15 protein-coding genes are annotated in these 24,174 nt (G+C 36.7%); 5 read left to right on the top strand and 10 right to left on the bottom strand.

The annotated features are described in order from the left end of the window. Nucleotides 1-44: 44 nt before the first annotated feature. The gene (locus OZP11_RS23115; protein ID WP_281232842.1) at nucleotides 45-1,244 is read left to right on the top strand and encodes an NAD(P)/FAD-dependent oxidoreductase; all 1,200 of its coding nucleotides are present in this window, start codon (nucleotides 45-47) and stop codon (nucleotides 1,242-1,244) included. 177 nt (nucleotides 1,245-1,421) lie between these two features. On the opposite strand, the gene OZP11_RS23110 is transcribed toward OZP11_RS23115, so the two are convergent. From OZP11_RS23110 to OZP11_RS23100, 3 genes are all read right to left on the bottom strand, one after another. Next, nucleotides 1,422-2,846 carry a SusD/RagB family nutrient-binding outer membrane lipoprotein gene (locus tag OZP11_RS23110; protein ID WP_281232841.1) on the bottom strand — a complete coding sequence of 475 codons (1,425 nt, stop codon included), beginning with the start codon at nucleotides 2,844-2,846 and terminating at the stop codon, nucleotides 1,422-1,424. Nucleotides 2,847-2,858: 12 nt separating this feature from the next. Beyond that, complete coding sequence (locus OZP11_RS23105; protein ID WP_281232840.1) at nucleotides 2,859-6,047, bottom strand: SusC/RagA family TonB-linked outer membrane protein; 3,189 nt, start codon at nucleotides 6,045-6,047, stop codon at nucleotides 2,859-2,861. A gap of 1,038 nt (nucleotides 6,048-7,085) precedes the next feature. After that, nucleotides 7,086-8,114 carry a helix-turn-helix domain-containing protein gene (locus OZP11_RS23100; protein ID WP_281232839.1) on the bottom strand — a complete coding sequence of 343 codons (1,029 nt, stop codon included), beginning with the start codon at nucleotides 8,112-8,114 and terminating at the stop codon, nucleotides 7,086-7,088. A gap of 173 nt (nucleotides 8,115-8,287) precedes the next feature. On the opposite strand from OZP11_RS23100, the gene OZP11_RS23095 reads away from it, so the two are divergent. Together OZP11_RS23095 and OZP11_RS23090 are read left to right on the top strand one after the other, a co-directional pair. Continuing rightward, entirely contained in the window at nucleotides 8,288-8,770 is a 483-nt protein-coding gene (locus OZP11_RS23095; RefSeq protein WP_281232838.1) for a DNA-deoxyinosine glycosylase, read from the top strand. A gap of 302 nt (nucleotides 8,771-9,072) precedes the next feature. After that, entirely contained in the window at nucleotides 9,073-9,507 is a 435-nt protein-coding gene (locus OZP11_RS23090) for a DUF6526 family protein (RefSeq protein WP_281232837.1), read from the top strand. Nucleotides 9,508-9,607: 100 nt separating this feature from the next. Here OZP11_RS23090 and OZP11_RS23085 read toward each other — a convergent pair whose 3' ends face one another. Next, nucleotides 9,608-10,765, bottom strand: coding sequence for a hypothetical protein (locus OZP11_RS23085; protein WP_281232836.1), 1,158 nt, complete (start codon nucleotides 10,763-10,765; stop codon nucleotides 9,608-9,610). Between the two features lie 349 nt (nucleotides 10,766-11,114). On the opposite strand from OZP11_RS23085, the gene OZP11_RS23080 reads away from it, so the two are divergent. Next, complete coding sequence (locus tag OZP11_RS23080) at nucleotides 11,115-12,029, top strand: hypothetical protein (RefSeq protein ID WP_281232835.1); 915 nt, start codon at nucleotides 11,115-11,117, stop codon at nucleotides 12,027-12,029. Between the two features lie 288 nt (nucleotides 12,030-12,317). Here the strand turns inward: OZP11_RS23080 and OZP11_RS23075 are convergent, their stop codons facing one another. The 6 genes from OZP11_RS23075 to OZP11_RS23050 all read right to left on the bottom strand — a co-directional run bounded on the left by OZP11_RS23075 (nucleotide 12,318) and on the right by OZP11_RS23050 (nucleotide 21,968). Then, a complete protein-coding gene (locus tag OZP11_RS23075; RefSeq protein ID WP_281232834.1) occupies nucleotides 12,318-14,339 on the bottom strand; it encodes a glycoside hydrolase family 97 protein in 2,022 nt (673 codons plus the stop codon). A 26-nt stretch (nucleotides 14,340-14,365) separates the two neighbouring features. Then, on the bottom strand, nucleotides 14,366-15,610 hold the full coding sequence (locus tag OZP11_RS23070; RefSeq protein WP_281232833.1) for a glycoside hydrolase family 99 protein: 1,245 nt from the start codon (nucleotides 15,608-15,610) through the stop codon (nucleotides 14,366-14,368). 177 nt (nucleotides 15,611-15,787) lie between these two features. Further along, complete coding sequence (locus OZP11_RS23065) at nucleotides 15,788-17,302, bottom strand: RagB/SusD family nutrient uptake outer membrane protein (RefSeq protein ID WP_281232832.1); 1,515 nt, start codon at nucleotides 17,300-17,302, stop codon at nucleotides 15,788-15,790. Nucleotides 17,303-17,326: 24 nt separating this feature from the next. Beyond that, on the bottom strand, nucleotides 17,327-20,326 hold the full coding sequence (locus tag OZP11_RS23060) for a SusC/RagA family TonB-linked outer membrane protein (RefSeq protein WP_281232831.1): 3,000 nt from the start codon (nucleotides 20,324-20,326) through the stop codon (nucleotides 17,327-17,329). Between the two features lie 28 nt (nucleotides 20,327-20,354). Continuing rightward, nucleotides 20,355-21,437 carry a hypothetical protein gene (locus tag OZP11_RS23055; RefSeq protein WP_281232830.1) on the bottom strand — a complete coding sequence of 361 codons (1,083 nt, stop codon included), beginning with the start codon at nucleotides 21,435-21,437 and terminating at the stop codon, nucleotides 20,355-20,357. 9 nt (nucleotides 21,438-21,446) lie between these two features. Beyond that, nucleotides 21,447-21,968: a DUF5004 domain-containing protein gene (locus OZP11_RS23050; protein ID WP_281232829.1), complete on the bottom strand. Its 522-nt coding sequence runs from the start codon at nucleotides 21,966-21,968 to the stop codon at nucleotides 21,447-21,449. A 469-nt stretch (nucleotides 21,969-22,437) separates the two neighbouring features. Here OZP11_RS23050 and susR point away from each other — a divergent pair, with 469 nt between their 5' ends. Further along, a complete protein-coding gene (gene susR, locus OZP11_RS23045) occupies nucleotides 22,438-24,036 on the top strand; it encodes a SusR family glycan utilization regulator (RefSeq protein WP_281232828.1) in 1,599 nt (532 codons plus the stop codon). Nucleotides 24,037-24,174 lie beyond the last annotated feature (138 nt).

The raw sequence follows: 24,174 nt of genomic DNA, 5'->3' as shown, positions 1-24,174 counted from the left end.
AACAACCGAACCAAACATCGTACCGTACGAAATACAGATAAAAAATGAAACTACGATCTACAGAAACTTTCTGGCCTTTAATAAGCGCCATGAACATCAGCTACCCCTCTATTGATTCTGATATCACGACCGAAATTTTAATAATTGGAGGCGGGATAACAGGAGCTCTAACCGCCTATAAATTAATTAACGAAGGAAAAAAAGTGGCCCTGGTCGACCGCCGGGACGTGTGCAACGGCAGCACCGCCGCCAGTACCGCCCTGCTTCAGTACGAAGTCGATATTCCGCTTCATGAATTGATTAAAATAAGAGGGGAAAAATGTGCTGTAGACAGTTTTAAAAATGGAAAAAAAGCCATATTCGACATTCGTCAGATTATTGATGATATCAAAAGCGACTGCGGATTCGAATTCAAGAAAAGTATTTATTTTACTTCATACAAAAAAGACATTCCGCTTTTAAAAAATGAATTTAAAACCAGAAAACAACACCTTTTTGATGTAAGCTGGCTGAATAAATATGAGCTTGAAAAGCTGGGATTAAAAGCTATAGCAGCCATAGAATCGAAAACCGCCGCGGTAATGGACCCTTACAGGCTCGCAAACGATCTGCTGAAATATTGTCAGGATAAAGGCATGCAGATTTATGACCGAACCAATGTAACTTCGATACAAACTCAAAAAGGAAAATGTATTGCACACACCGAAAATAAATTTACCATAACTGCAGAACACGTTATACACTGTACCGGCTATGAGAGTACTGAAACGCTCGAAGAAAAAGTGGTCGATTTAAAAAGCACCTACGCGATTGCCTCTGAATCGCTGACGGAAATTCCGGATATTTTAAAAAATGCCGTAATCTGGGACACATCGTCTCCTTATTTTTATTACAGGGCAACACCGGATAACCGAATCATTATGGGTGGCGGCGATGAAGATTTTGTCGATGCTAAAAAAAGGGACAAACTAATCCCGAAAAAAGAAGTTTTTTTAATGCGTCAGTTTAAAAGACGATTCCCTGATTTTGCCTTTAAACTCGATTATTCCTGGGCGGGAACTTTTGGTGAAACCAAAGACGGTCTCCCGTATTTCGGAAAACCAAATCCGAAGAAAAATGAGCATTATCTGCTGGGCTTTGGAGGAAACGGGATCACTTTCAGCGTAATGGGAATCAATTCAATTATGGATTCTATTAATAACAAAAGAGATCTGGATCTGGAATATTATCGTTTTGATCGTTGAGAAAGGTGCTAAGCTGCTAAGTTTTCTTTTACTTTGTTTACTTTGTTCACTTTGCTTCTTTCTTACTTAGTTACTTTCTACCTCTATCACTTTATTACTCTGTCACTACTCACATAAAAGAAAAACCTGTAAATCGAGTTGATTTACAGGTTTTTCTAATTTATTTTATAGCTGAAATTATTTTACATCAAACCATAGTTTGGTTGTAAGTACATCTCTTCCTTGTTCTTTTATCGCAGCCTGATAGCTGTTCCCGTTCAAAGACTGTTCTGTTCCCGGATAGAAGAAACGAGAAGGAATTTGCCCGTCAAGAACTGTATTAGGGCCGGCTGTTAAAACCGGATAGTCAAGTCTTCTCCACTCTGTAAAAGCATCAAGACCTTGTCCGAAGAATGCGATCCATTTTTGTGTCCCAATCGATTTGGCATAATTTGACGGATCATATTGCACACTTGGCTGATTTAGGTAAGTCGTAATTGCTGCGGCATCTGTAATACCAAACTGAACTAATGAAGCTCTGATCGCATCTCTGTAATACTGTGCTGCATCGCCAGAAATATACCCTCTTGCTGCAGCTTCGGATAAATTAAATAACGTTTCGGCATGAGAAGCAATTACCGCAGGAGATGATGAAGTCAGGAAGTATGTTCCCGGTTTTGATGTTTTAGCAAACCCCTGATTATTTGCATCACTGTTTGATAATCCGTTTGCTCCTCCAACATATTTCCCAACGCTGGCATCTGACGGCAATTGTGCAAATACCGGTAAACGAGGATCTGCTAATTCGTATAATTTATCTACCATCGTTTTTGAAATACGGAAATCATCTCGGGTTTCAAACCATAAAGAAGCCGGGTTTTGCTGCGGCGAACTAATATAGGTAAATTTAAAAGTATCGGCATTACTGTTTATTACCCCTCCTGCATCACTCGTTGCTTCGATCGCTGCCTGTTTTGCCAAAGCCGGTTCTCTGTCTGAAATTCGTAAAGCGATACGCAGACGAAGCGAGTTTACGAATTTTTTCCATTTTGCAATATCTCCCTTGTAAACCAAATCTCCCGTTACCGCACCATTTGAAGCTCCTAATAAAGACTGAGCAAATTTTAAATCTTCGAGTAAACCGGTGTAAACTTCTTTTTGTGTATTATAAGCCGGCGTTACTTTCTGACCTGCTTCTTTGTACGGAATACTTCCGTAAGCATCTGTCAGCAGTAAAAATGTCCATGAACGAAGTGCAAGTGCAATTCCTTTGTAATTTGGATTTGCTTGTGCCTCAGGGAAATTTATAATCGTATTTAAATCTGTAATAAGAGTTGCATATCCCGTATTCCACAATGAAGTGAAAGACGTATTCGAAACATCGTATCTGTCCGGTTCTGTATACTGTATTTTTGCCCAGTGCTGTACGAATAGTAAAGAGGAATTAAAGCTGTTGGCATCTCCCCAATATAAATCAGCTCCCTGTTTTAATGTTCCTGTGAGCAGATAAGGTGCCAATGGCGTTTCGGTTGCATTTGGATTTTTATTAATTTCATCCAGCGCATCACTGCAAGAGCCAAATGCCAATGCAAACAATGTTATATATGTTAGTTTTTTCAACATGATTCCGAGTTTTTAAAATTTAAGATTAACATTCAGACTGAAATTTCTTGTCGTTGGCAGCGATAAGCTCTCCAAACCTTGTGCATTTCCGGTATTAAAAGCTGTTTCAGGATCGATATTTGGCGCATCTTTATAAATAAAGAATAAGTTACGTCCCGCAGCTGTTACGCTTGCCCCCTGAAATCCAAGTTTCTTCACAAATTGTTTATTGAAATTGTACGTTAGTTTTATCTCTCTGAATTTCACAAAAGTAGAACTGTAAATATAAGCCTCGCTGATGTTGTATGATGATTTATAATATTCCTGAGCGCTTAATACTTTGTCGTTAGGCGTTCCGTCTGCAAATACTCCGTTAAAGATTACCCCGTCATCATAAACCGTTACACCGCCCGGAGCTGTTCCAGTTACCAATGTTTTAGGATTTGCTGTATTATTTCCCGGATAGTAATAGCTTAAACCTCCGTTTTCTGCATCACGACCCGGCATTGTCTGAGCCAATACCCCTGTGTAAGTACCTGTTCTGTTTGTTCCTGAGAAAAGTTCCCCTCCTACACTTGCATCAATAAGGAAAGACAATTCAAGGTTTTTGTACGTCAATGTATTCGAAATACCACCAATCCAGTCCGGAGTAAAGTGCCCTAATACCTTTTTCTGCGGATCTGCTTTTGGTAATCCGTTTGCGCCTACTACGATATTTCCGTTTGCATCACGCTCGTAAGCTGTTCCATAAAGCGCTCCGTAAGGCTGTCCAACTGATGCCAGTACTTCAACCCCTCCCGAAGAACCAATTGTATAGTTTTGAATTTGTTTCTCGTAATCCAGAATCTTCACTTCACTTCTGTTTCTTGAATAATTTAAACCAACATTCCATCTGAATTTTTCCGTCTGAACAGGACTTCCATCCAATTGAATTTCAAGACCGCGGTTGTTGATTTTTCCTGCGTTGATTAACTGTGTATCGTAACCGCTTGACGAAGTTGTTTTAATTTCCAGAACCTGGTCAAAACTGTTTGTATTGTAATATGCGAAATCAAAATGCAGTCTGTTTTTCCAGAAAGAAGATTCGATCCCCAGCTCAGTAGAACGTGTGGTCTCCGGTTTCAGGTTTTCGTTCAGCTTTCTTTTTGAAGAAGTCTGAATTGGATTTCCGTCAAATGCAGTCTGGAAATTGTAAACGGTTGCCAACTGATACGGATCGGCATCATTACCTACTTCAGACCATCCTGCACGAAGTTTTAAGAAATCAAGTGTATTGCTTTTCAAATTTAAAGCCTCAGATAAAATTAAACTACCATTAACAGACGGATAAAAATAAGAACGGTTGTTGCTTGGCAGTGTAGACGACCAGTCGTTACGCGCTGTAACGTTTAAATACGCATAATTTCTGAATCCTAATTGTGCCGAAGCGTATAAACTGTATACTCGTAATCTGGAATATAAATTTGACGAAGTTAACGGATCTCTTGAATTGGTTAAAGTATACAGATCCGGCACTGCTAAACGCGGTGCTTTTTGGTAATTATTGGCATCACTGTGGTTACGAATGTTAAAACCTCCAAGTGCATCCAGTGAAAAATCGTCATTCAGTTTTTTATCATAATGAAGAATCCCCTCTGTGTTTTGTTCATTTACAGTGTAAGCATCCTCTGCGTATGATCCGAAAGGTGTTCCGTTTGTACCATATTTAATCGTGTATTTTCTGCGATCAGTATAGTAATCCACTCCTGTACGGAATTTAAAATCAAGTCCTTCAGCCAGTTTTGCTTCTAAATGAATATCTCCGATGATACGGTTACGCTGCTGGCTTGTTGTATTGTAATAAGCATTCCAGTATGGGTTGCTGTAGTAACTGTTATTCCAGTTTGTAGTCCAGTCTTTATAAAGCTGATCCGTATCCACCTGACGTCCGAACCAAAGAAACTGAAGCATTACCCCCGCAGCACGGTTACCTGATGGTCCTCCGGGTAAAGCCGGCGCATTGGTTACAATATAATTCGCATTTACCCCTACTTTAATTCTTTCAGATATTTGATAATTTCCGCTAAAAGTAAAGTTCGATTTGTTTATTTCACTATTAGGCACTGTACCAATTTGTTTTTGGTTGTTTACTCCTAAACGAAAATCTGATTTATCATTTGATTTTGCTACAGAAATACCATTATCAAAAGTAAGACCTGTATTAAAGAAGTTTTTCACGTTATCAGGATGCGATACAAAAGGTACTGCTTCGCCTTTAGAATAAAACTGCGGAATAAGACGCCCGTCCATTTTAGGCCCCCAGCTTTCATCCACACCATCATTAATTCCGCCTCCTTTACCATCTACGAAGCTGAATCTTCCGTTTGAACCCTGTCCGAAAGTATTCTGAAAACGAGGAAGAGTCGCCACCTGAGAAACCGTAATACCAGTATTGAAACTTATACCGAGACCCTGCTGTCCTTTACCTGATTTTGTTGTAATAAGCACCACACCATGTGCCGCACGGGAACCGTAAAGAGCCGCTGCGTTTGGTCCTTTTAGTACGTTGATAGATTCAATATCCTGCGGGCTGATATCTGCAATGGCATTTCTAAAATCACGGGTAGCACCTCCAACACTTCCTAACTGCGAGTTATCTACCGGAACACCATCTACCACAAATAATGGCTGGTTATTTCCTGCAATAGAAGTTTCTCCGCGGATTACGATACGGGAAGATCCCATATCGCCCTGAGAATTCGTAATACGAACCCCTGCCAGTTTACCTGTAAGGTTGTTTAAAAGGTTGGTTTCTTTTGTATTTTCGAGATCTTTGCTTTTAAGCGTCTGTGTAGTATATCCTAGTGATTTCTTTTCTTTTGAAATACCCAATGCTGTTACTACAACTTCGGACAACTGGTTTTGTTCCTGAGTCAGGTTTATAGTAAACGGACTCACATTTGCTGTAACTTCTTCTTTTTTATAGCCCAGATAACTTACAATAAGTGTATAAGGAAGTTTTTGTCCTGTCTGGAAAAAAAACTTTCCGTCGAAATCTGTCAGAACGCCATGCGTTGTGCCTTTTATATTAACCGAAGCACCTATAATAGGCTCTTTTGTAACAGCATCAACTACGATACCTTCAAGTTTGGATTGAATTAATGGTTTGGTTTCCTGAGCATTAACACCAATGGAAATTAACAAAACAAATATCCATGTATATCTATTTAATTTTTTTTTCATTACTTTGTTTTAGTTTAATAAATAAGGCGAGCCAAAAACGGATGTCAGTCCACTTTTGCTTTCCTTTTTAGAGATGTACAATTTCTTTAAGCTTCGCCATTTCTGCTGCAACAGAAATGGTGTTTTTTTTATCTGCGGCACATTCGTTTTTTCATTATCTATTATTTTGGATTACTACTTTTTTAACTGGTCATTATAAGTTTCAGCCTTATATTAAGGATCCGTCTTATCTTATTACTAAAAATGGTATGGATTTGAGATGGAAGAATTAACAGCACCAGCGCATGACCCGAATTACAGCTGGTTTCTCTTTGCTTAAAAATGAAATATTTATAGAAGTCATTATTCGTTGTATTTTTAAATTCTACTAATTCGGTAGAACAAAAGTAGTTTAAAAATATTGTTCCCAAAATTTTAAGAGCATTTTTTGCAAAAAAAATGTTAACTATTATTTTACTAAACAATTAAATCACTATAAACAAGACGATTAACTGTTTTTATATTTTTTAGCGAGGTGTAAGATTTTTTTTAAGCCGACTATAAAAAATTTGAATTTGAATCCCTTTTAAAGAAACAAACTGAAAAAATAAGGCATAAAAAAAAGTACCATTTCGGATAAAAATGGTACTTTTTTTTAAGTTGCAAAATGACAAAAATTCCAAGTAAAATAGGTTTTAAAATCTTTCCCTCTTTTGACCTTTTTGTCTTCTTTTATATGTTGGTGCTTACAAGCTAACGTTTTTCTTTGTTTAGTGACAAAAGTATCAAAGAGGCAAAGTTTCTTTCTTTCAAATAAAAAACTTTATCACTTTGCATCTTTGAATCTTTGTCTCTTTATATAAGGTGCTTAACAGCTAACGTCTTTCTTTTTTTTGTGAAAAGATATCAAAGAAGCAAAGTCTCTTTCTTTCAAGTAAAAAACTTCATCACTTTGCTTCTTTGAATCTTTGTCTCTTTTATATAAGGTGCTTAACAGCTAACGTCTTTCTTTTTTACAGCATTTAATTTTAAAACTAAAATCAAAACTCAGAACGTCGATCAGGCCGTAATTGCCATCGGATTCAGGTTGAATTTATATTCCTTTGGGCTGCAGTTGAATTTTTGCTTAAAGATTTTAGAAAAATAACTTCTGCTTGTAAAACCAATGCAGTAAACAATTTCGGAAATATTCAAGTCTGAAGTTCTAATCAGGATTTCGGCTTTAAGAACACGCATGTGTGTAATATAATCATTTACCGTTCTGTCGTGAATCATTTTAAAACCTTCCTGAAGTTTGTTTGGAGACAGACCTGATTTTTTACTTAGAGATTTAATAGTAAAAGGCTCTTCAGGATTTGCTTTAATAGATTCTGAAAGTTCTTTTATTTCTTCCATTTCTTTTAAAGTCAGGCAGTTTGTTTCTTTTGAGAATGTTTTCAGATCATCAGAATGCTGCTGGATTTCCATTGCCAGGATTATTCTCAAAATTCCTTCTTTTAAAAGATTTCTAACAATTCCGCTTTGCGTAACAGCATTCAGCTGTTCAATTTTTTCACCAATTTTTAAATTGTATGAACCGGCGTAAAAGAATTCTTCTTCAATATTTTCCTGTAAAAAGGTTTCACGAACCATCTGGCTTAAAGAATTGGTTTGTCCCTGAGTAATCTGATTGCCAACTATAATTAAAGTAAATCTTGTTTTTTTATCTTTTTCAAAAAACAAAACATTATTCTCATTTGCTTTTGAAGTTAAAATCGCGGTCTGAAATGTTTTAAGCTTTCTGGCTTCTCCATCAGAACCAAAACTATGCGATAAATTTCCTTTTGAACAATAAGCAAAATAAATTGGAGATGAAGATGATTTTCCGTTTATAACATCCAGTCTTACATCTGCCGAAAATGTCATATCAAATTGTACATACGAAATATCATCGCTAAAAGAAGATCCAATGATAGAACCTTTTGCAAAATTATTATTTACTTCAAGTGTATATTCGTCTGTATCGCAGGTTACATTTCCTCCAAAATTGCTGTTTAATTCGTTAAATAGATTTTGAATTTTCTCTGTATGTATAGTAAGTATTTTCATTTTCGTCGTCATTTAAATTGGTAATTCTAAATAGCCTTTAAATGTGGTTTAATAGCAAAATCAAAGTTCGCTCAAAGACCCGCCAAAAATGTTATATAATTTTCGTCAATTGTTTTATAATTACTAATTAATAATTAATTTAACTCAAACAAATTATTTCTTAATTCAATTAAATGAAAAGCTTCTCCTTTCCTCCTATCAGTTCAAACGACTCCAAGTTGTTGATTTTAGGTACAATGCCCGGAACTAAATCTTTAGAATTAAATCAGTATTACGGACACAGTCAGAACAACTTCTGGAAATTTATGTTTCATATCTTCAACGAAGATTTCTCTGCTGATTATGAAACGAGAAAAAATCTTCTGCTAAAAAACAATATCTCTTTGTGGGATGTTCTGCAATACTGTGACCGGGTAGGAAGTCTGGACAGTAATATAAAAAATGAAATGGCAAATGATTTTGAAACCTTTCTTAAAAACCATCCAAATATAAAGACCATATTGTTTAACGGACAAAAAGCAGCAGCTTTCTTCAAAAAGTATGTGCATCTTCAAAAATCCTATACCTTAATAACCCTGCCGTCTACCAGTCCGGCGAATGCTTCTAAAACGTATCAGTCTAAATTAGACGAGTGGAAAATCATTAATTCCTTATAATATATAAGTAAAAATATTTTAGCGTTATTGATAAAAAAATAACAAACATTGAAATAATATAACAAATCACGATTAAAATATAACACGAAATTTCTCAGACTGCAATAATTTTACAATCAAGAAATCAAAGCCATGTTTTGATGATGCTGGTGAGGCTTTTTTTAAATTATTGATATTACTAAGACAAACCGCAAGGTTTAGATTATAAAGAGAACATTGGTTATGTTAGTTTATTTTTGAGAAAAAAGCTATTCTAAATTTTTAGGGTAGCTTTCTTTTTTTACCCTTATTAAATTGTAATCATGAAAATTCAAACCTACTACAATCATATCAGGTTTTATACCGCACATCACTTTGTGTTTTATCCCATCGCAGTACTTTTTTTAGGAGCTTCTCTTTATTTTAGCTGTAAAACAAACGAGCCTCTTATCTGGTCTTTTATAAGCGGGGCATTCTTTCTTATACTTTTTCTGGCTTATATGCTCCGGCAGCACTACGCTTTAATACTGCAAAACCGCATTGTACGACTGGAACTCCGTTACCGTTATTTTACCCTGACAGGAAAAAGACTCGAAGAATTTGAATACAAACTTACAGATGATCAGATTTTTGCACTGCGTTTTGCACCGGACGACGAATTACTCCCTCTTCTGGACGATGCTTTAAAAAACAATTTAACCGGCGATGCCATCAAAAAAGCAATCGTACACTGGAGAGCAGACTATAATAGGGTTTAGTTTTAAATATTCAAATTTCAACTTAAAGATCTCAATACAAAAATTCCAAATTCCAATGCGATATGTTCACATTGAAATTTGGAATTTATTTTTTTGATTTTTACTTTCTGTTATTGAATAGAAAATATAGTAAAAACAAAATCAGCCAAACTGAAAAAACAACTGCAAAAAATATCGGCATAATCGACGGATGCAGATAATTGGGTTCATAGAAATAACGTTCCAGAGTCTGGAATTTTTCATTCAGCGCCTTTCTGTCAAAACTATTGGGGATTGAATTTAAATATTCGTTTCGGTGTTCCTTAAAATAAAAAGCCGATGCGGTTAATTGTTTAGGCACAATCTGGGTTTCAATATGGTACTTTTTAAATAAAGTATCCAGCTTTTTAAACTGATATTCAAGCGAATCTTTTTTGTACTTATAAAGCAGTTTATAGCGTTTTACCGCCGCATTGTATTGCTGTGTTTTAACCGAATCACCGTGAACTGGCTTATACAACGATTTATTCATTAAAAAAATACAAATATCATCATCGTATTCAGGATTTATCTCAGCACCTTTAAAAATAATCTGCGTACTGTCTTTAATAACTGTTTTTTTGATGATTCGGTCTTTCAGAATATTCTCGTCAAGTCCCGCAATATCAAGAATTGAATCTGTTTTTCCGGAAACCTTATTGTACGTTTCTGTCAAAATCTTTAAAGTATCAATACTAAAATAAACCGTCTCGGTATTAAACTGATCATGATAAAGCTGCACCTGTATTTCCTCCTTAATTACCGGATAAGGTTTTGGATATAATATATTCTCGTAATTAAAAAGCTTTTCAGAGCTATAAGAAGTATATAAAAACGGATTTAAAACATTCAGCAGTTCTTTATCTGCATTGTATTTTTTCTCCGGTAATTCACTTTTCAGCTTTGCATTCTGTCCAAAACTGAAACTGATGAAAAACGTAAACGTGAAAAAAGAAACCAAAAGAAGTAAACCGCCAGCCTGAACAATTTTTCCAAATGAATATTGCTGCTTCGAATGGTTCTTCAGCAGAAAAAGTAAAAAGAAAAGTAAAAACAAACCGCTTACAAAAAAGTGCGAAATCGACACATCATCATAAAACTTGAACCTGTAAAACTCTGAGTAAATGTCTATTTTTCCGATTCCTTCAAAAGTAAAATAGCCGTATAAAAAATAAGCCAAATGTATAAGTGCAAGAACGATAAAAGATTTAACGAAGTATTGTTTTAAAGTTTTAGTCATATTTTTCAGTGTTTATTTTCAAATATAATCAATTTCAAAAAAACAACGGCTATGACAAAAGTCAATTACAATTAAAGAAGTAAATGACATATTGTACTTCTAATCAGGGCGTGCCACCATCGCAATAAGAGGGCAAACGTACTTTGCGCGTATACGCCCTCTTATCGTGATGCTGTCGGGCTATCTGCACTGCTTCGGCAGTCAGCGCCTATCCCTCACGCAGTCAGGTTTCACAAGAAATAATTCATATACTACTAAAATCAAATCAATAAAACTTACAAAAACAAATTTGAATGATTTTTTTTGTTAACTTTATATGCCTATTTAACATAACCTAAAACTCAATCTCATGAAAAAATTAGTTTTTTATTTGATAGTTCTTCACTTTTTCGTTTCGGTTAAAGCGCAAACAACAGCCGAAATAACACCTGAAACTTCCCTGACCTCAATACAAAATGATGATCGAAAAATTCAGGATAACAGCTCCGATGATCTTCCATGGCACGCCAGACGCTTTAAAGTAACAGCAGGAGCCTTTTTTCCGGTAAACAATACCCAGATTCAGGTTGGAAGAAACAACGGACAGAACGGAACAAAAATTGACCTTGAAGATGATTTAGGTTTCTCAAAATCAAGCGCTTCTTTTTTAGCCGCTTTCGACTGGCGCATTTCCAGAAGATCCAGATTGGGTGTCGAATACTTTAGTCTCAACCGAACTTCTTCTAAAACCCTGGAACGTGAAATAGATTTTGGAGACGAAACTTATGAAGTAAACACACGCATTTCTGCTTTTTTTGATGTGCAGATTGCCAGAGTCGCCTATGGATATGCCATTTTATCAAAACCAAAATATGAAGCAGGATTGCTAGTCGGAGCCCATGTATTATTTGCTGATTTAGGACTGCGCGCGCAGTTTAATACCGCACAAGTTGAAAGAAATGAGAATTTTGCTTTCACCGCTCCTTTACCGGATATTGGTATTTGGGGCGAATTTGTTTTGGGCAAACGATTCGGGCTTTACGTAAATGCCAACTATCTGGCGCTTCAAATAGACAATATCGACGGCCGAATTGTAAGCTATAATTTATCGCTTTTATACAACGTTCATAAAAATTTCAGTTTAACTGCAGGTTATACCGGTTTAAACTTTAAAGTAGATGCAATTGAAGACCGCTTAAACGGATATCTGAAATGGGGATATAATGGCCCAACAATTAGTGCGTCGTATACGTTTGGGAATCATGTAAAGTTGTATAGACATTAGTTTTTTGAAATCCCAATTTTTCAAATTCCGAATTCCAAAATGAGCGTTGAATATATTTGCCGTTCCTACGAAGCTTTGCATCAGGTATTTTTTCTATAGATATTACGCACAACATATTGTAATGTTTCGTAAAACCAAGCCCGGAAAGGGCGAGATATTTACAGAAACAATGCCCCGAAAAAAAATAAGCTCCAGCGGAGCGAAATAAAATAAATCTCAAAATTTGTATAACGTAAAACCCGACAGATTTTAAATACCTGTCGGGTTTCTGCACTTAACTCAACTCAACTACTTATTTTCTATTGGGGTGAATTTTATAGCCGTTCCTCCTCCGGCTGCTAATTTGATATTTAATACTGTTTTGTTGTTTACTTTTTGTTTTGAAATCGTAACCGGATATGGGTTTGTTTTGTAATTCGCCCCTGTTCCATCTGCGTAAATTTCGGCTTCATATTCTTTGTTTTTATCTAAGAATGACAATTCTACTTTTAAATCTCTTGCATCCTTGTTGGTAATAGAACCCAGATACCAGTTTTTCTCATCCCAGTCTTTACGGACAATTGTGGTGTATTCTCCAATTTTAGAATCTAAAACTTTTGTATCTGACCAAGTGCAAGGCACATCTTTTATGAACTGAAACTCTGGTTTACCAACATAATTCTCAGGCAAATCTGAAGCCATTTGCAGCGGACTGAAAATAATTACGTATAATGCTAATTGATTCGCAAGTGTAGTTTGTACTCTTGCTCCTGATATTGTTTTGTAATCAAAATTGAAATTCCCTGGTGTGTAGTCAAAAGGTCCCGAAAGCATTCTGGTAAACGGTAAAGTAGTTAAATGCTGCGGTGTGTTTCCTCCGTCTGCAGACCATGCGTTGTATTCCTGTCCGCGTCCGCCTTCCTGCGTCATCAGGTTCGGATAGGTGCGCTGTAAACCCGTTCCTTTCATTGGCTCATGGTTGTCAATCATAATATGGTATTTAGCTGCAGTTTCGATTACTTTTCGGTAATGACGTGCTCCGTACTGGCTATCGTGCCATTCTTTTTTATCCAGATATTTGTTTACATAGCCTGTTTTAACCGAATTAACGCCCATCTTCTGGTACAGTTTGAAAGCCTCTTCTAACTGGCTTTCATAATGTTTTGAAGCTCCCGCGGTTTCATGATGTCCAATTAGGCGGACATTTTTCATCGCGGCATATTTGGTGATTTCTTCTAAATTAAAATCAGGATACGCTTTTACGAAGCTGAATGAAGAACCATCGGCTGTCCAGTCGCCGTCCCAGCCTTCGTTCCAGCCTTCCACCAGAACGCCGTCGAAATTGTTTTTTGCAGCAAAATCAATGTATTCTTTTGTGTTTTTGGTTGTTGCGCCGTGTTTTGGTCCTTGCCCCCATGTGAATTTATCCAAATGCATTCCCCACCAGATTCCAATGTATTTTGAAGGTGTAATCCAGGAAAGATCTTCAATTTTTGAAGGTTCGTTTAAATTGAGCATGATCGTGGAAGTGGCAACCTCTCCCGGATTCTTACCTACTACAACCGTTCTCCATGGCGTTTTAAACGGCGTTTCTGCATATACTTTTACACCATCGGCCCAAGGTACCAGATCGCTTTTGTATTGTTTACTGCTTGTTTTTAAAAGTGTCATCGAAGCAAAATCGGTTAAATTGGCTTCGTGAATGGCAACAAATAATTTTTCTTTTGTTTCAAAAGTTGCCGGTGTATTAATTGTATCTGTTTTACTGATTGGCGTTTTACGGTATTCACTTTCGTAATAACTATTTTCACGGTGCACTGGAATCCACCATACATCATTATTTGATTTGAAAGTAAATTGTGTAATTTCATTCGAAATTTTTACTTTGCCTAAATTAGGCTGTTTTGGAAATTCATATCGAAATCCTACTCCATCGTCAAAAACCCTGAAAATAATATCTACCAGACGCTCTTGTCCTTTTGATTCTTTTAAATGAACAATCAATTCGTTGTGATGATCACGAACTTTTTTAAATTCTCCCCAAGGCTGTTCCCAGGTTTCATCGGCTTCTTTTTCTTGGGTAGAAACCACTTCAAAACCTTCAGTCATTTTTTGAATTTCCTGAAACTCAAATCCCATTAAAGAAGGTTCTATAACCGATTTTCCGTTTGTAAAAAAGCTGTACTGAGGCTGGCCTGAGGGCGTTAATTCAAAAATTAATTCGGTTACTTTTCCAGGCGAACTGATCTTGTATGTTTTTTTAGTACCGCAGGCAAAAAGCAGGATCGAAGCCAAAGCCAGTAAACAGTATCTATATCCTATGTTTCTCATTATTTAAATTGTATTAATTACAGCTCTTATTTAATTTCGTTTATTAACTGTTTTGCTTTTGCGGGCTGCATTGAAACAAAATAATTAAAGGCCTGATCCAGTTTTCTCTGAATATCGTTATTTCCTCTTTTTTCGACACGCAGATTGTACATTTTACTGATTTCAGGAAAAACAGTTTCGGTATTTTTTACTCCTGCAAATGTTTTTATTTTTTCGATGAACGAGTAGCCAAATTCTACCGTTGGTTCAATCATAGTTCCTTCTCCAAAGTCATTCCAGGTAATTAACTGCAGATAATCAACATTGGCATTTTTAGCCATCAAAAGGGTTTCATCGAGCGTTGCGCCGTTGTTATGGTCAATTGTCCATCCTATTGCCGCACCGCCTCCGCCTTCGGCATAAAAATCTTTAAACCCCGGATAGGCACTTCCCATGGCAACAGAAAGTTTTGGTTTTGTATTGGTATAAAAATTAGTCAGGAAACTATTGTCTTTATACACCCACGCATATTCTCCGGATGCATTGGCACCGGCTTCTATAGACTGATCCCAAAGTGTCAGGAAAGCAGGTTTAGCAGTCAGGGTATTAAAAACATTTGTCCATTCGGCAGGTGTCTGCAATACAATTGGTCCAAAATTCAGCAATAGTGGTTTTCCGTTTATTTTAATGTAATTGGCATCGCCGAAACAATTTTTCTCTAAATAAGCTAAATCTGTTTTGGCGGCGCTGGTTACAGAAATTGCTTTTCCGGCATTTACCACATTGGTCGTTACGCGGTCTTCGTACACAATCGCATATTCTAAGCCCACTTTGTCGAGCATAGCAATAAGCTGTTCTGTATTTTCTTTTACCATTCGGTAATCGTTGACATCGTAGGTTCCGTACCAGTCTATTAACACACCGTCGATTCCGGAATATTTCATCAATAATAAATGATTTTCAATCACATTTTTATCTCCTGAATGATACGGTCCGATGAGCGGATAGTAATAGGCCGCAATTTCTCTTCGGTTATTTGCGCCTATAGTATTTGGATTTTTGTTTGCCATTGTCCAGTGGTATCCCCATTTTTTATCGGCCGAACTTTCATTGGTTTCAAACCATGGCATATAATGAACGTAAATTTTGGTGCTGTTTGTTTTTTCAACCGCGGCAGGCTGCACCGCTTCGGGTTTTACAGGCTCGTCAGAACCTTTGTCGTCACTGCTGCATCCGGTAACGGCTAAAATGTTCAGTATCCCAAAAAACAATAATGTGATGTATCTTTTCATATTGATGTACTTTATGTTTTATTTTTTTGCCACTGATTAAAAGGATTATTAAAAACTAATTTGTAATCTGTGAAAATCTTTTAATCTGCGGCAAAAATATTTTTACAGAATGTAGATTCGTAAAAAGATGCCAGCCTTCCACGACTAACCAACATGGAAGACCGGCATTTTAATAACCTAGTTTACAGGATAACCAGGATTCTGTTTTAAGTTTTTATTTGTTGTAAGAACGGTACTCGGAATAGGGAAAATCGCTCTGTAGGCTTCTGTTTCTCCTTTTTCCCACCAAGGGTCGAAGAAGGTTCCAAAACGGATGTTGTCTGTTCTTCTTCTTCCTTCAAAAGTAAATTCCCGAAGCAGTTCCTGATCGATAAAATGAAGATCGATTACTGCCGGCATTTCTGCTCCTGCACGTGCTGTTACCTGCTGTACAAAAGGTTTTGCTAAATCCGGTGCTCCTAAACGAACGTAACATTCGGCCTGCATCATTAAAATTTCGGCATAACGAATTACTACTAAATCGTGGTCGCGCTCCCAGGTTTCTCCGGCTTTCATTTCGTATTTTCCTAAACGAACACCTTGGTTGTCTTTGGCATTGGCAACACTTGTTACTTCTTCTGTATAGGTAAGCGGTTCTCCGTTATCCATCATGATTACGTTTCCTGTTGCCATGTTGATCTGATCTCCGGCTACCATACATTTTTTTCTTTTATCTGTATCAGCAAAAGCAGAATATACGCCCGGCTGCGCGCACATTCCGTTTGCGCTCCACGGATAATCGTTTCCTGAAACCGACATAGTTAAACGGTGCAGGTAATGACAAGACATTGAACTCATGTAGTTACCCACTGTTCCTGCTTTTGAATCGTAAGGAATCGCGAAAATAATCTCAGGAGATTTCTCGTTTTCTGTTGAGAAATTTGTAAAGAAATCAGGCGTTAAAGTATATCCTGAAATTTTCTGGCACATATCGATACAATCCTGCCAGCGCGGTGTTCCAATAAAAGCTTGTGAGTTAAGATACAATCTTGCCAAAAGCGAGTAGGCCACATTTTTTGTCATTTTAGAATACACCACATTTGAGGTTAAATACGGAATAGCATCCTGTAATTCTTTTTCGACAAAATCATACACTTGTTTTCTGGTAGAATTTGACGGTAACGAAGTATCTTCAAAGTTTACCACAATAGGCACGTTCCCAAAAGCATCCAGAAGATTGTAATAGTAATAAGCCCTTAACGCTTTTAATTCGGCATAAATTGGTGCTTTTGCAGCATCTGTCAACGACGATTTATCGATTTGATAAATGATAGAGTTGATTTTTGCAATTCCGGTGTAGTTGTAACGCCAAACCGAAAGAATCAAACGGTTGTCTGCTTTCCAGGTATGTTTTTGTGCATCCTGATATTGTCCGCCATCGTACCAGTTGGTTCCTCTTGTTGGAATCGTAGCTTCATCTGAAACTGTTTCGTTCAAAAAGAACACAAACTCACAGGTTGGATAATTATTGGAAATTCCGTCAGCGAATCCTCTTAAAGATGAATATGCGCCTCCCACTAATGCATCAACTTCTTTTGGAGTATTTCCAAAATTTCCGTCTTCTACTCTATCATATAAGTCTTCACTTAAATCAGTACATGATATCGTAAAAAGCATACTTACTACTAATGCTCCTATTATTTTGATTTTCATTTTTTATATTTTTGAGTTAATCGCTTAGTTGTTCAAAGTGAAATTTAATCCAACAGAAATCGTAGTTGGTCTTGGATAATTGTTGTACTTATCGATACCAGGCGCTGCTAATCCTGTCTGGTCAGCACCATCCTGAGCATTTAAACCAATCTCCGGATCTACTCCTTTGTACTTTGTAAATACTGCCAGATTTTCTCCCATGATGTACATTCGCAGTTTTGATTTTTTGAAGTTCAGCGGTAATGTGTATCCTATAGAAACCGTTTGTAATCTAAAGAAAGACGCATCTTCGATCCAGTAATCTGAATATTTTGGTGCTGATGTAATCCCGCTGTTCAGGAAATCATCCGGAACATTATACGTTGGTAAACGGTTTGGATCGTTCAGCATCATGTTTGTAGCATTTAAGGCTTTTTGACCAAACATTCCGTAACCTGAAATTCCAAGATCAAAGTTTTTATATGTAAAGTTCATTCCGATACCCAGAGTCAGATCCGGCTGAATATTTCCTAAATCGGTTTTATCGCCGTCAACCAAAGCACTTTCACCCACAATTTCTCCGGCAGCATTGTAATATTGTATTTTGCCGTTTTCATCAAGTCCGGCATTTCTGAATCCCCAGAAAGTTCCAACCGGATATCCTTCGGCAATAATTTGAGAATATTGCCCTGACATACCCGATAATCCGTGCAATGAACCGCTGTAAATTACATCTGTTTTATACGTTGGATTTGAGAGTTTTTCGATTTTCTGAACGTTATGACCAAGCGTTAAGTTAGCATTCCATGTAAATTTATCTCCTCTTACAATATCGGCATTCAAAGTAAGTTCAACTCCTTTGTTTGACATTTCACCCACGTTAGCCAGCATAGTTCCTACTAAATACGGAGGCTGAGGCACTTCGTAAGTGTACAATAAATCGTGGGTGTTTTTTTGATACCATTCGAACGAACCGTTGATTCTGTCGAATAAAGTAAAATCTACCCCAATGTTTAATTGTCTGGTTGATTCCCATTTTAAATCAGGATTTGGGTTTTGTTTAGGTGAATAGGCCAAACTCCATGTTCCGGTAACCGGATCGTAGTAACTGTCGTTTCCAACTCCTAAAATCGAAAGTGATTTGTATTCGCCAATTCCATCCTGATTACCTGTAACTCCGTAACCTGCTCTTAATTTTAAAGATCCCAGCCAGTTTTTTGTAGAACTCATAAACTCTTCGTTAGAAATTCTCCACGCCACAGAAGCCGAAGGGAAAGTTCCCCATTTATTATTTTCTCCAAAACGGCTTGAACCGTCTCGTCTAACCGTTGCAGTCAGCAGATATTTTCCGTCGTAATTGTAATTGGCACGAGCATAAAAAGAAACCAGATTTGATTTTCCTTTATATGAATACACATCGCCCAAACGATAGTTATAACCTGCCCCTAAATTGTTGTACCCAAAAGCATCTGTTACAAAACCTGAACGCTGTGCGCCAAAACCTTCATAAATATTTTCAAGGTAAGAATACCCCGCAAGAGCGCTGATGTTGTGTCTGTCGATTACTTTGTTATAATTTACATAAAGTTCGCCCTGCGCATTTGTATATTCTGCGTATGTTCTTTGTGCATACCCGGACTCAGAACGACCTTCCATAATGGCATAAGTCGGTTTGTACGTACCGCCTTTTACCGCATTATGTTCTAAGGAAATATTGGCAACTGCCTGAAAATCGTTTAAGAATTTAACCTCAGTTTTAAAATAACCCAAAAGTCTGTGTCTTTCATTATCAACGGTTCTGTTGGTTAAAATTTCAACCGGATTTTCGTAAAGCGTAAAGTTTACATTAGTGAAATTTCCGTTGGCATCATAAACCGGAATTGTTGGGTTTAAGTTGTAAGCACGTTCAAAAATTCTGTAATCAATCGGGTTCCATTTGTCTATGTTGGCAAATAATCCCATATCAAATTTTACAGCTTTGTTATCACCAAGGAACTGATAGGCATTGATATTTCCGCTCACTCTTTCTAAACCTGATTTTTTAATAACACCTTCGTTGTTCAGGTATGAAATAGAAGTTCTGAAACCGCTGTCGGCTTTTCCGGAATTAATACTTAAAGTATGCGACTGCGAAATGGCTGTTTGTTCAATAGCTTTCTGCCAGTTTGTATTTCCTCCAAAATCAATAGCATCCATATTTCCGGTCTGACGAACATAACCTCTCCATTGGTTTGCCGATAATAAATCCAGATTATCAGCAACATATCCTACACTTGACTGACCGTTGTATACTACAGAAACGCCTTTTGTTCCTGATTTTGTCGTAATGATAATTACCCCGTTTGCTCCTCTTGAACCGTAAATAGCCGTTGCCGAAGCATCTTTAAGAACGTCAACCGATTTAATATCCGAAGGCTGTACCACATTGATATCAACACCGGCAATTCCGTCAACTACAATAAGCGGACTGTTGCTTGCTGTTAATGAAGTTCCCCCGCGCAGACGAATCGTAGCACCTGCAGCAGGATCTCCAGAAGGGCGAATGATATTTAATCCGGCTACTTTTCCCTGCAAAACCTGTTCTGTAGACGAAATCGTTCCTTTTACTAAATTATCTGCTGTAACGGTTGAAATCGAACCTGTTAAATCTGATTTTTTCTGTGTTCCGTATCCAACAGAAACGACCTGAACTTCGGCTAATTGATACCCGTCATTTTTGAGGCTGACATCAATTTTTGAAGTCGAAGCTGTAATTTGTACTTTTTGAGTAGATGATCCAATGAAAGAAACTTCTATTGTTCCTCCTATTGTTACCTCCAGAGTAAATTTCCCGTCAAAATCAGTTGTAGTTGCGTTTCGGGTTCCGGTTTCAAGTACCGATGCTCCCGGCAAAACAGTTCCTGTATTGTCGTAAACAGTTCCCGTAACAAGCTTTTTTCCCTGTGCAAACATTCCTGCCGAAATAAAAAGCATGAAAATCATGAATACGAGCGATTTAGCAGCCCACATTTGATGCAGGGCTGTTCTTTTATTTTTACTATTCATTAGAATGATGTTTAAATTTGATAGTGAATTATTTGTCTAAAGTTTTAAGCGGAATTGTAGTTTCTGAAATCGTTTTGTCTTTATTGTCTTTCACCAAAACATGAATTTCGCTTAAAGCCGGAGAATCTTTCAGTTCCGAAACTAAATTGACAAATCCTTTTATCTCTGCAGTTCCTCCGGTAAACTCACCTGAAATTGTTTTTGAACCTGCTGTAATCGTATAGATTAATTTGTTTACACCCGGTTCGTTGTTTTTTCTGTACATTCCAAGAAAATCTTTCTGACTGATCTGCAGTGGAAAAAACCCGAAAATTGGTGCCGGAGGCGGTTCGTAAGCACCTGCATATAAAACCTGATCCGGAGTAGTTCCTGCCCAGTCGTCTTTTACAAAAAGGAAAACCAGATTTTCCATTACATAACCGTCCGGAGCATTATAGTAGTCTTTTGGAACTAAGTCCATTTTATAAAAGCCATTTCCTAAATCTTTCAATTTTGTTTTGGCTGCGATTTCCGGTAACCACGATTGATATTCTTGTTTGACATCCCAGTCGTTTAATCCGCTGTGCATATGAACGCTTGCCGCACCCGCAAATCCCGGAGCCAAGTTGGCATTAAACAAAATGCTTACTCCTTTGTCTAATGTTGGTTTTGTTGGATATGCTCTGATTAATTCATTTGCAGTATAAAAAGTCGAAAAATCAGTGTACGGCATATTGGCTACATCACTTTGTTTTGATCCGTTTTTGTTTTTTAAACGAAACCAAAATCCTGCACTTGCTGCAATTTCGGCCGGAGTTTTAGAAAAATACTGCGTTGGAGTAAGCGTAAAACTCCACACTTTGTTACCCACATAACTTAATTTGGCAAAATCAGAAGAGTTCTCCCAGTTTCCCGCATCCGGTTCAGACGGCGACCAGATCCAGATGTACAGATCTTCATTTTCTAAAAAGGTAGTTCCCGAAAGATCAAAATACCACGTCACTTTTTCATCATAATTGTAAACAACCGGAAATGAAGACATTGGTCCTACAGCTCCTGCATTTTCCTGTGCCTTAGTAAAAGCCGGAACCATCAAAAGAGCAAATAAAATTGTATATAGAAATTTTTTCATGTTACTTTCTTAATTAATAGCATTTAATTTGAACACATACGTCACAAACGTAACTCCTCCCGAAGCGTGAGCCAGCTGAAATTCCATTTCGCCATTTTTCCCCGGAACCGAAGTCAATTTAAGTTCGTCTGTTTTTTGAGTTTTTTGTGCATCGCTGTACAAGTAGATTTTTACAGGATTGGCGTTCGTCTGCTGAAAATCTGAGCTTAATTCCCAGTAACCTTTTGGAGCAAATAAGGGCGGTACATTTCCAGTCACTTCATAACTTGCAGGCTGGTTCTTTTCGTCTACATTAAATTTAATTTTAAAATCTTCGTAGTTAAAAAAAGTACTCAGGTTTTCTTCGTTTGGTTCGATCTTATTTGCCTTTGCAAACTCATCTACCATTTTCAAATTTGTCAGTCCCCAGTTACCATTTACTTTCTCATAAATTGTAATAGGATCAACGTAGCTTCCGTCTTCTGTATTATCGCAGCTTATCACGAAAAAACACATTAAAAGAGCTAACCAGTAATAACTTTTACTTCTCATAAATTTTTGGTTTTGTTAGTTTTTCAATCCTTAAAAAGGACACTACGAAACTAGATCTTAAATAAATCTTAAAAAAAATGTCTGTAAAAAATCAAGATATAATTAAAACCTTTTTAACAACAAATACCTAATTATCAATATTTTACAATATTTTTATATTTCAAAAAATCAAGGTCCTGTTTAGATAAAAATGCGTAAATAAATAATGGTAAATATGACAATATGGTAGTTTTAGACTAATATTTTTTCACTATACATATTTATAATTACTTTTTATTGTATAATTGCAAGATATTTAACCGCTTTTAACATTTACAGAGCTTTTGAAGCCAAAAAAGCGTCTCTATCGGAAAATCCGAAAGGAAATATTCCTGATCCAAAAACTACTGACCAATAGTTTTTTATTAATTTTTAATCCAGACGAATTAACCCAAAACCATAACTATCTTACCTTAAAAACCAAATCAACATGCAAAAAATATTTATTCTGTATTTTTTCATTGCGGGTTTTTCTCTAGCTGCGAAAGAGACCAATCCGATCCTTGAAGAATTAGATAATGTACTGCTGAAAAAAGAAGTTTACTTAAAACAGAAATATCGCAAAATTGAAGCTTTAAAGAAAAATGTTTCAAAATTTACCGTAAGTCAGAACAATGAAAAATTGTATGACACTTATATGTCTTTGTTTGATGAATACAAATCATTTAAATACGACTCGGCTTACTATTATTTAGAACAGTCAAAAATTAAGGCTAAAATTCTGAAAGACCCAAAATATCTGGCTAAAAGCCGAATTAAGGAAGGTTTTGTACTGCTTTCATCCGGTCTTTTTAAAGAAGCCATTGATACGCTGAATGTTATCGATGATAAAAAACTGGATCAGAAGAATAAGTTCGAATTTTATAATATAAAAGCCCGGGCATATTATGACCTTGCCGATTATAACCGTGATCAGCGGTTTAATATCCATTATGTACAGCAGGGAAATCATTTCCTTAAAAAAGCCCTGGAACTAATTGGAACTAATACTAATGAGTACTGGGCTGCCGAAAGTTTGAAACGCCTGAAACAGCAGGATTGGCGCGGTGCCGAATTTGCCTTCAGTTACTGGATTAACAACTATAACCTTCCTTCTGAATATTACGGAATCGCAACTTCTAGTCTGGGTTATATTTATTCTGAAAGAGGTTACACAAAAAAAGCAATCGAATATCTGGCATTAGCCGCAATTGCCGATGTTAAAAATGCCACAAAAGAAACCGTAGCGCTAAGAAATCTCGCCAATGAACTCTTTAAAATGGGGTATCTGGACAAAGCCAATGAGTATATCAATATCGCAATGGACGATGCCACATTTTACAACGCCCGACACCGTAAAATCGAAATTTCGTCGATACTGCCCATTATCGAAAAAGCACAGTTAAATAATGTAAAAGATAAAAATGATAAACTGGAGAAGATCATTGTTTTATTAACGATCCTTACCCTGATTATCATTTTGTTCTCGGTTATTATTTTCAAGCAGTTAAAAGAGAAAAACAAAGCCAGAAAAATCATGGCTTCGTCGTATGCGCAATTGCAGGAAATGAATGTGAGTCTTAGCGAAGCCAATGCAATTAAAGAAGAATATATTACGTATTTTATTAAAGCAACATCGGCGTTTATCAATAAGATAGATCATATTCAGAAAAGTACGCTTCACAAAATCATAACCAAGAAAACAGATGAAGTGATTGCGAGTTTAAAGCGTTATAATGTAAAGGAAGAAAGGGAAAACCTGTTCCATCAGTTTGATGAAATCTTCCTGAAATTATTCCCAACTTTTGTAACAGATTTCAATAATTTATTCCCGAATGACCATAAATGTGTTGTCAAAAAAGGAGAGCTTTTAAACACTGAACTCCGCATTTTTGCCCTCTACAGGTTAGGGATTCAGGACAGCAGTCAAATGGCTGAATTCCTCGAACTTTCTGTAGCTACCATTTACACATACAAAACCAGAATCAAAAGCAAATCAGATTACAAAGATACTTTTGAAGAGAAGATTATGGCGATTAAGACTATTTAAGCTGCTGAGTTTTTATTCACAATCTTTTCATTTCGACGAAGGAGAAATGAAAAACTATACTTAATTTTAAATAAAAACCGCCACGAATTCACGAATTTGTATTTAAATAATTCATGAATTCGTGGTGGTTATTCTTTT

It is taken from the genome of Flavobacterium gelatinilyticum, from assembly GCF_027111295.1.
Lineage (GTDB): Bacteria > Bacteroidota > Bacteroidia > Flavobacteriales > Flavobacteriaceae > Flavobacterium > Flavobacterium gelatinilyticum.
The sequence above is the reverse complement of the archived record's forward strand: the minus strand, read 5'-3'. Positions and strand labels throughout refer to the sequence as shown.

What these genes read in the sequence shown, in the direction of transcription:
- OZP11_RS23090 (WP_281232837.1), top strand. Translation starts at nt 9,073, where the DNA reads ATGAAAATTCAAACCTACTACAATCATATCAGGTTTTATACCGCACAT.
- OZP11_RS23085 (WP_281232836.1), bottom strand. Translation starts at nt 10,765, where the DNA reads ATGACTAAAACTTTAAAACAATACTTCGTTAAATCTTTTATCGTTCTT.
- OZP11_RS23080 (WP_281232835.1), top strand. Translation starts at nt 11,115, where the DNA reads ATGAAAAAATTAGTTTTTTATTTGATAGTTCTTCACTTTTTCGTTTCG.
- susR (WP_281232828.1), top strand. Translation starts at nt 22,438, where the DNA reads ATGCAAAAAATATTTATTCTGTATTTTTTCATTGCGGGTTTTTCTCTA.
- OZP11_RS23060 (WP_281232831.1), bottom strand. Translation starts at nt 20,326, where the DNA reads ATGAATAGTAAAAATAAAAGAACAGCCCTGCATCAAATGTGGGCTGCT.
- OZP11_RS23100 (WP_281232839.1), bottom strand. Translation starts at nt 8,114, where the DNA reads ATGAAAATACTTACTATACATACAGAGAAAATTCAAAATCTATTTAAC.
- OZP11_RS23065 (WP_281232832.1), bottom strand. Translation starts at nt 17,302, where the DNA reads ATGAAAATCAAAATAATAGGAGCATTAGTAGTAAGTATGCTTTTTACG.
- OZP11_RS23050 (WP_281232829.1), bottom strand. Translation starts at nt 21,968, where the DNA reads ATGAGAAGTAAAAGTTATTACTGGTTAGCTCTTTTAATGTGTTTTTTC.
- OZP11_RS23095 (WP_281232838.1), top strand. Translation starts at nt 8,288, where the DNA reads ATGAAAAGCTTCTCCTTTCCTCCTATCAGTTCAAACGACTCCAAGTTG.
- OZP11_RS23070 (WP_281232833.1), bottom strand. Translation starts at nt 15,610, where the DNA reads ATGAAAAGATACATCACATTATTGTTTTTTGGGATACTGAACATTTTA.
- OZP11_RS23075 (WP_281232834.1), bottom strand. Translation starts at nt 14,339, where the DNA reads ATGAGAAACATAGGATATAGATACTGTTTACTGGCTTTGGCTTCGATC.
- OZP11_RS23105 (WP_281232840.1), bottom strand. Translation starts at nt 6,047, where the DNA reads ATGAAAAAAAAATTAAATAGATATACATGGATATTTGTTTTGTTAATT.
- OZP11_RS23115 (WP_281232842.1), top strand. Translation starts at nt 45, where the DNA reads ATGAAACTACGATCTACAGAAACTTTCTGGCCTTTAATAAGCGCCATG.
- OZP11_RS23055 (WP_281232830.1), bottom strand. Translation starts at nt 21,437, where the DNA reads ATGAAAAAATTTCTATATACAATTTTATTTGCTCTTTTGATGGTTCCG.
- OZP11_RS23110 (WP_281232841.1), bottom strand. Translation starts at nt 2,846, where the DNA reads ATGTTGAAAAAACTAACATATATAACATTGTTTGCATTGGCATTTGGC.